This is a genomic window from Flavobacterium franklandianum (assembly GCF_007097365.1).
In the GTDB taxonomy this organism is placed as follows: Bacteria; Bacteroidota; Bacteroidia; order Flavobacteriales; family Flavobacteriaceae; genus Flavobacterium; species Flavobacterium franklandianum.
The window spans coordinates 21,039-29,076 of record NZ_VJZR01000022.1 but is presented as its reverse complement, the minus strand read 5'-3'; the positions used below and the strand labels follow the sequence as shown (position 1 = coordinate 29,076).

The 8,038-nt window shown below is 36.4% G+C and carries 7 protein-coding genes; 4 read left to right on the top strand and 3 right to left on the bottom strand.

Going from position 1 to position 8,038, the window contains the following annotated elements:
• Window positions 1–87 precede the first annotated feature (87 nt).
• From ypfJ to FNW17_RS15380, 3 genes are all read left to right on the top strand, one after another.
• Window positions 88–945 (top strand): KPN_02809 family neutral zinc metallopeptidase, encoded by an 858-nt coding sequence (gene ypfJ, locus FNW17_RS15390; protein WP_144072110.1) that lies wholly within the window; start codon window positions 88–90, stop codon window positions 943–945.
• 46 nt (window positions 946–991) lie between these two features.
• Complete coding sequence (locus FNW17_RS15385) at window positions 992–1,510, top strand: GNAT family N-acetyltransferase (protein ID WP_235893003.1); 519 nt, start codon at window positions 992–994, stop codon at window positions 1,508–1,510.
• Window positions 1,511–1,629: 119 nt separating this feature from the next.
• Window positions 1,630–2,919: a DEAD/DEAH box helicase gene (locus FNW17_RS15380; protein ID WP_143391533.1), complete on the top strand. Its 1,290-nt coding sequence runs from the start codon at window positions 1,630–1,632 to the stop codon at window positions 2,917–2,919.
• Between the two features lie 58 nt (window positions 2,920–2,977).
• Here the strand turns inward: FNW17_RS15380 and FNW17_RS15375 are convergent, their stop codons facing one another.
• The 3 genes from FNW17_RS15375 to FNW17_RS15365 form a co-directional block, all read right to left on the bottom strand.
• Window positions 2,978–3,583, bottom strand: a complete 606-nt coding sequence (locus tag FNW17_RS15375; protein WP_143391534.1) for an REP-associated tyrosine transposase — start codon at window positions 3,581–3,583, stop codon at window positions 2,978–2,980.
• Window positions 3,584–3,826: 243 nt separating this feature from the next.
• Window positions 3,827–5,362, bottom strand: coding sequence for a YifB family Mg chelatase-like AAA ATPase (locus tag FNW17_RS15370; RefSeq protein ID WP_143391535.1), 1,536 nt, complete (start codon window positions 5,360–5,362; stop codon window positions 3,827–3,829).
• 294 nt (window positions 5,363–5,656) lie between these two features.
• Window positions 5,657–6,643 carry a Gfo/Idh/MocA family protein gene (locus FNW17_RS15365; RefSeq protein WP_143391536.1) on the bottom strand — a complete coding sequence of 329 codons (987 nt, stop codon included), beginning with the start codon at window positions 6,641–6,643 and terminating at the stop codon, window positions 5,657–5,659.
• Window positions 6,644–6,787: 144 nt separating this feature from the next.
• On the opposite strand from FNW17_RS15365, the gene FNW17_RS15360 reads away from it, so the two are divergent.
• Entirely contained in the window at window positions 6,788–7,801 is a 1,014-nt protein-coding gene (locus FNW17_RS15360) for a dipeptide epimerase (RefSeq protein ID WP_143391537.1), read from the top strand.
• Window positions 7,802–8,038 lie beyond the last annotated feature (237 nt).

The window sequence follows — 8,038 nt, the reverse complement described above, 5'->3', positions numbered from 1 at the left end:
AGGCAGAGCCTCGAGGAATTCTTTTGATTTACTTATGACCCCGAGGCAGAGCCTCGAGGAATTCTTTTGATTAAAAATTCACAAAGTATGAAATGGATTGGAAGACGTCAAAGTGACAACTTGGACGACCGAAGAGGAATGTCAGGTGGTGGAAAAACCTTAATTGGTGGTGGAGTATTAGGAATTGTAATCTTGCTATTAAATGCTTTTGGAGGCGAAAATGGTCAAATGATTGGCAATATTCTGGAGCAAACCCAAGGACAAGCAGCACCAACTGAGGAAAGAGCCTTAACTCCCGAAGAAATAAAAGAAGGTGAATTTATAAAAACCCTTTTGGCAGACAATGAAGACATTTGGACCAAAATATTCGAGGAAAACAATCTCACTTTTGAAGCTCCAAAAATGGTTTTATTCAGCGGTCAAGTGCAAACTTCCTGTGGTGGAGCGAGTTCCGCTTCTGGACCGTTTTATTGTCCGGGAGACAAAACCATTTATATGGATATGACTTTCTTTGAGGAATTGAGAACCAAATTTGGTGCCGAAGGTGGCGATTTTGCTTTGGCTTATGTTTTGGCTCACGAATTTGGGCATCACATTCAAACTGTGTTGGGAACTTCTGCCAAAATGCGCCAAGCACAAGAAGGCAAAAGTGAAGCCGAAGCTAATAAATTGTCAGTAGCTCTAGAATTGCAAGCCGATTTCTATGCCGGACTTTGGACACATTATAACGAAAATAAAAATGCAATGCTAGAACTCGGCGATATAGAAGAAGCCCTAAGTGCAGCAAATGCTGTAGGTGACGACGCCATCCAGAAAAAAATGCAGGGACAAGTGGTTCCTGATTCCTTCACCCACGGAACTTCCGAACAAAGAATGTATTGGTTCAATCGCGGTTTTAAATCGGGTGACATAAATAAAGGTGATACTTTTGCGGAGTTGGATTAAAAATCAATTTTTTAAAGTATTAGCAATTAATTCAAAAAACTAAACTTTGAAAAATTCAATTAATTATAACTTCAAAAAAGCAGATGTCACTGATATTCCTGAAATATGGGCTATTTTACAAAACGCTATAATTAGAAGAAAAAATGACGGCAGCAACCAATGGCAAGACGGCTACCCCAATCCAGAAGTCATAAAAAAAGATATTGAAAAAGGAGTTGGTTATGTTTTGACAGATGGCGAAAATACCATTGGTTATTGTGCCATCCTAATCAATGACGAACCGGAATACCTAAAAATTGAAGGAAACTGGCTTACCAATACCGATTTTGTAGTTTTCCACCGAGTGGCCATTGCTGAAAAGTATTTAGGGAAAAATTTATCACAAAAAATCATTGAATTTATCGAAGATTTTGCTCGAAAGAATACTATTAAAAGCTTAAAAGCAGACACCAACCACGATAATTTGGCAATGATAAAAATCTTTGAAAAATCAGGTTTTACTTTCTGTGGTATAGTCTATTTCAGAGGTAGTCCACGACGAGCTTATGAGAAAGTACTTGTATAATCTCTATTTGTGAAACAAAATTCAGCAATCAAAAGCACATCCATAAAAATTTGCTGTACCTTTGCGCCAAATTAAAGAAGCACTCAAAATAGATAGTGTTTACTTCAGAAACACCATTTATGTCATTCAACTCATTAGGATTATCGGATGCTTTATTAAAAGCCATCAGCAAAAAAGGATACACAACTCCATCTCCAATTCAGAAAAAAGCAATTCCACCCATCTTGGAAGGCAAGGATGTTTTGGCCTCTGCACAAACAGGAACAGGAAAAACAGCGGGTTTCACTTTACCCATTTTACAAATATTATCACAAGGAAAAAATTTAAGTCACAGACCCATTCGTGCCTTGATATTAACCCCAACACGAGAATTAGCTGCACAAATATTAGCGAATATAAAAGAATACAGCGAATTTTTAGATTTACGCAGCACCGTTATTTTTGGTGGTGTAAACCAAAATCCACAAGTGGCTCAATTGCGACAAGGTATTGATATATTAGTGGCAACTCCCGGTCGATTAATCGATTTGCAAAATCAAGGTTTAATAACATTATCGAAAGTGGAAATCCTAGTTTTGGACGAAGCCGACCGAATGCTGGATATGGGTTTTTTAAGAGATATTGAGCGTGTTATGAAAGTATTGCCTCCAAAAAGACAAAACTTAATGTTCTCGGCCACCTTTTCCAAAGATATTAAAAAACTGGCAATGGGTATTTTACATCATCCCGTTCAGGTGGAAGCAACACCCGAGAACACAACCGTTGACGCTATTATTCAGAAAGTATATCCTTGCGCCAAAGAGAAAAAAACCGAATTAATCATCAAATTGATTACGGAAGGCAACTGGAAACAGATTTTGGTTTTTACGCGAACCAAACAAGGCGCCAACAAGCTAACCGAAGCAATGATTTCTGCCGGTATTAAAGCAGCAGCAATACACGGAAACAAAGGTCAAGGTGCACGAACCAAAGCTTTGGCTGGTTTCAAAGACGGAAGCCTTACCGCTTTAGTCGCTACCGATATTGCCGCTCGAGGTTTGGATATTCCATTATTACCACACGTTATCAATTTTGAATTGCCCAATATTCCCGAAGATTACGTTCACCGAATTGGTAGAACTGGTCGTGCTGGAGCAAGTGGAGAAGCCATTTCGTTATTTAGTCCAGACGAAACTGTCTTTTTGCGTGATATCGAAAAATTGGTCGGCTTGAAATTACCAAAAGAAAACATCAAAGGTTTTGAACCAGATCCTAACGCTTCAACGGAACCAATCAAACAAGGTCAAGGAAGAGTACAACGCAATTCAACTCCTCGACAACCCAAAACCGACACTACAAACCGTAGCAGTAACAACAGCTTTGGCCCAAGACGTCCACAACAAAATAATGACAGGCGTTCTAATAGATAATTTTATGCTCCGTAAAGTCTCTGACTTTGCGGATGTGATAAAAGGTCTCCGACCTTAGTTACCAATTATAAATTGTGTTCATCGATTGTGGTTTCAAAACATCTATAACCGGATTGTCAACTTTTGTAATTGCTATAATTCCACTATCTTCAACATAATTTGAAGCACTCGAATAAACATAATGAGAAGCTTTGACAACAATTCCTGCTCGAACAGGATTCAAATGAATATAATCCAATTTCGACCAAAAGAACTTTTCTGAAAAAATTTCTTCGGGATGATTTCCATATTGCCAAAACTGATATTTTTCATTTTGGCTATTACTTTTACAAGCAAATTCAAAACGTTTCAGCATCCAATCGGCTCTACTTTCTGGCTCAGTTTCTATTTTATTCAAAATGGTCTTTGCCGTAAACTTCTTGAAATCCCGAATCAAATCGGATAATTTACTATTTTCTGACTGAATGATTAAATGAATGTGATTGGACATAATTACAAATCCATACAAAATCATTCCTTTGTTTTTTATACAAAAATATAGACTTTCGATAACGCAATCTTTATAGGTTTTTCTAGAAAAGACATCAACCCAGTCCACAACCGTTGCTGTTATAAAATGCGCTTTGGATTGATCTCGAATTAGGAATCCTTCTTTGTCTTTCATTTTGTTTTTTTTTAAAGGTTAGTCAGAGACTGAAAGTCACTACCTCAAAGTCGGAGACTTTGCGGAGCATTTTGCTAAATTAACTACCCCAACCAGCCACCTGCTCCGCAAAGTCTCCGACTTTGAGGATGTGTTCGTCAGTCTGTGACTGACATTGAAATTAAACATTCCAAAACAAAGTCGGTTGAAAACCGAAAGTCACTACCTCAAAGTCAAAGACTTTTCGGAGAAAATAATCTGAAACTACCCCAACCAACCATCACGATCCAAACTTCGATACTGAATAGCTTCGGCAATGTGGGAAGAAATTACTTTTGGAGCTGCTTCTAAATCAGCTATGGTTCGGGCAACTTTCAGAATTCTATCGTAAGCTCTGGCGGAAAGATTCAGGCGTTCCATTGCAGTTTTTAGTAATTGTTTTGAAACATCATCTAGAGCACAATATTCCCGGATGTGTTTGGTATTCATTTGGGCATTGTAATGAATATTTTCCATTTGCACAAAACGTTCCGTTTGAATTTCACGGGCAGCAGTAACTCGTTTCCGAATTTCGACGCTGCTTTCCGCTTTTTGGTCTTCGGATAATTTTTCGAAAGGAACAGGTGTTACTTCAATATGAATATCGATTCTGTCTAATAAAGGTCCTGAAATCTTGCTCAAATAGCGCTGCATTTCGTGTGGAGAAGAAGTTTGTGGCGAATCGGGATCATTAAAAAAACCACTTGGACTTGGATTCATACTCGCCACCAACATAAATGACGATGGATACGTCACTGTAAACTTGGCTCTCGAAATGGTTACTTCCCTATCTTCCAGAGGTTGGCGCATTACTTCAAGAACGTCTCTTTTGAATTCTGGTAATTCGTCCAAAAACAAAACGCCATTGTGTGCCATAGAAATTTCTCCAGGTTGCGGATAACTACCGCCTCCCACAAGAGCAACGTTCGAAATCGTATGATGCGGACTTCGAAACGGTCGTTGATTCATTAATCCGGCTTCTTTCAACTTTCCGGCAACGCTATGGATTTTGGTAGTTTCCAAGGCTTCTCGCAAAGTCATTGGTGGTAAAATACTGGGCAAACGTTTGGCTAACATTGTTTTTCCTGCTCCTGGTGGTCCAATAAGAATTATATTATGACCTCCGGCAGCGGCAATTTCCATACATCTTTTTATAGATTCCTGCCCTTTGACATCGCTAAAATCGAATTCGGGAAAGTCTAAAGTTTTATAAAATTCGGCTCTGGTGTCGATTATTGTGGGCTCAATAGTGCCTTTACCTTCGAGAAAATCAATCACTTCCTGAATATTCTCAACGCCATAAACATCTAAACCCGTAACGATGGCAGCTTCTTTTACATTTTGGATGGGAAGAAAAAAACCTTTAAAACCTTCTTCTTTGGCTTTTATGGCAATGGGTAAAGCACCACGAATAGGTTGCAAACTTCCATCTAACGAAAGTTCTCCCATTATAATATACTTATCAATATCATCTCCTTTTATTTGGGAAGAGGCTATTAGGATTCCGATGGCGAGAGTCAAATCATAAGCCGAGCCTTCTTTCCGCAAATCAGCTGGCGCCATATTGATGGTGATTTTCTTGACGGGTAATGAATAACCATTATTTTTGAGTGCAGCGGCAATTCGGTAACTGCTTTCCTTGATGGCATTGTCGGGCAAACCAACCAAATGATAACCAACACCTTTGTCTATATTAACTTCGACAGTAATTGTGGTGGCTTCAACACCAAAAACGGCACTTCCAAAAACTTTGACTAACATAATTGTAGAATTAAAAATCTAAATTTAATCTAAAATTCCTTTCAAAATGAAAATTATTTTTAGATTCTTACAATTTTGTTTTAAATGAACTTGATTTTGTTTTGTGTTAAAAGTCAAAACATTAAAATATAAAATCACAAACTGTTCAAATGATTTAAACCACTAAGATATTAAGAAAATTAAGACTTGAAATATTCTTAATGGCTCGGCGATAGTGAACAGGCGAAGCAAACTTAATATCTTAATGGTTTGAAAAAAAATAAATGTTATTACCATTTAGAACCTTTAATTGAATTAGCTAGGATATTCCAATCCAATTTGATTTCTAACCTGATCCACAATTTTGATAAGGTCCAAACTATTTTGGTGTGACCACAGATTGCTTTCGATTCTGTTTTCTTTAATACATTGATGACATTCTTCTATTTCATAAGTAAAACCTTTGCCTTTTGTTGGCAATAAAATTTCCTCTTCATAATCACCAATATTTAAAGTATAGGATTGTGTTTGATGCCAAATTGTATTCAAATTAATTCTTCCTTTAGTTCCATTGATAGTTGCTTTTATATTGGAAGAGGACACAAAACTTGAATGCAAAATGGCTTGTGCATTATCGTATTGCAAAATCATAGAGGTTTGTAAATCGGCTCCTGTTTGATGAAAATTTGATTTTGCCAGGATTTCTGTAGGAATTCCTAAGACAACATAACACAAAAACAAGGGATAAACGCCAATATCTAAAAGTGAACCTCCTCCTAAACTCATATCGGTTTTTCGGTTGCCAATACCTTCGAGATTATCCGCATAAAAGGCAAAATCAGCATTGATATATTTGATTTCCCCAATTTCGCCATTTTTAATTTTAGAATAAGCTTCTCGAAAAGACGGATTGAAACGAGTCCAAAAAGCTTCCATAAAAAATTTATTATTGGCTTTCGACGTAGTAATCATTTGCAATGCATCATCATAATTTAAGGCAACGGGTTTTTCGCAAAGCACGTGTTTGTTGTTCTTCAAAGCTTTTATGGTCAAAGCGGCGTGCGAATTATGGGGAGTCGCTATATATAAAATATCAATTTCCGAGTCATTTATAATTGCTTCGTAGGAAGAATAGGCTTTAGGGCAATCATACTCTTTAGCAAATTCTTGAGATTTTTCAAGGTTTCGAGAAGCCACAGCAACAAGTTCGGCATCATCGATTAGCATTAAATCTTTGGCAAATTGATGAGCAATATTGCCCAAACCTATAATTCCCCATCTTATTTTTACTTTATTATTCATATTATTTTCGAAAAAATTAATTAAAATCTAAAATTAATCTAAATCTTACTCAAAATAAAATTTACTACACAATTTTGTTTGAAATTCAATATATATTAATTTACTTCGTTTTAAATTCAATATTTACCACTCAATAAGTCAATAATGAAAATAATTCTTAGAACATTCAATCTAAAATTAAAACATCCTTTTACTATTTCAAGAAAATCTCACTCCATTCAACCTTCTTTAATCGTTGAATTACAAAGTGAAGGTCATTCTGGCTTTGGCGAAGCGACTTCAAACACCTATTATAATACTACGGTAGATTCGATGAAGCATAATCTGGAAAAAATAATTCCGTTTATCGAAAGTGTGACCAATGAAACTCCCGAGGAATTTTGGCGTAAAGCCCATCAATTATTACAACACGACTTATTTGCACTTTGCGCTTTGGACAATGCTTATACTGATTTGTATGCTCGAAAAAAAGGAAAAAAACTCTATGAATTATGGGGTTATTCTATTGATCACAATCCAAAAACCGATTACACCATAGGTATTGACAGCATCGAAAAAATGGTTTCGAAAATGAAGGAGCTGCCTTGGCCGATTTATAAAATCAAACTTGGTACCAAAGAAGACATTGCCATAGTTACCGAATTAAGAAAACATACCGACGCAATTTTCAGAATTGATGCTAATTGCGGTTGGACGGTTCCGGAAACCTTGACCAATGCCGTTGCCTTGAAAAAGCTGGGTGTCGAATTCTTAGAACAACCCTTAAAGGCAGATGATTGGAAAGGTCACGCGACAGTTTTCAAACATTCGGTATTACCTATAATTGCGGATGAAAGCTGTATTGTTGAAGCAGATGTTACCAAATGTCATAATTATTTTCACGGTATAAATATTAAATTAGGAAAATGTGGTGGACTTACTCCAGCCCGAAGAATGATTGCACAGTCCAAAAAGTTGGGAATGAAAACAATGGTGGGTTGTATGACGGAATCTACGGTGGGAATATCGGCAATTGCTCATTTATTGCCCGAATTAGATTTTGTAGATATGGACGGCATATTATTGTTAGCCGATGACATAGCAACAGGGATAAGAATTCTTGATGGTGTAATTCAATATTCGGAATTGAACGGGACTGGAGTTACTTTAAAATCCTAATTCTATTTCAATCAATATTAGATAACAAAATAAATATCACTTCTTTCAAATAAACAAACGCTTCTAGCAAATTCAATCGAATTGTTATTCCTACCAACCATTCCATTACAGATTTATAACAGTTAATTGCTCAATTATCTTAAATTTATCATAAATACACATTAACAAATTGTAAATATTAACTACAAATTATCTTCTACCCATAAAATTTAGGGGGGTAAAATATAAATTTGATAA

Bases quoted from the DNA above. Each gene is read 5' to 3' on its own strand.
- FNW17_RS15360 (WP_143391537.1), top strand. From the start codon at position 6,788: ATGAAAATAATTCTTAGAACATTCAATCTAAAATTAAAACATCCTTTT.
- ypfJ (WP_144072110.1), top strand. From the start codon at position 88: ATGAAATGGATTGGAAGACGTCAAAGTGACAACTTGGACGACCGAAGA.
- FNW17_RS15370 (WP_143391535.1), bottom strand. From the start codon at position 5,362: ATGTTAGTCAAAGTTTTTGGAAGTGCCGTTTTTGGTGTTGAAGCCACC.
- FNW17_RS15375 (WP_143391534.1), bottom strand. From the start codon at position 3,583: ATGAAAGACAAAGAAGGATTCCTAATTCGAGATCAATCCAAAGCGCAT.
- FNW17_RS15380 (WP_143391533.1), top strand. From the start codon at position 1,630: ATGTCATTCAACTCATTAGGATTATCGGATGCTTTATTAAAAGCCATC.
- FNW17_RS15365 (WP_143391536.1), bottom strand. From the start codon at position 6,643: ATGAATAATAAAGTAAAAATAAGATGGGGAATTATAGGTTTGGGCAAT.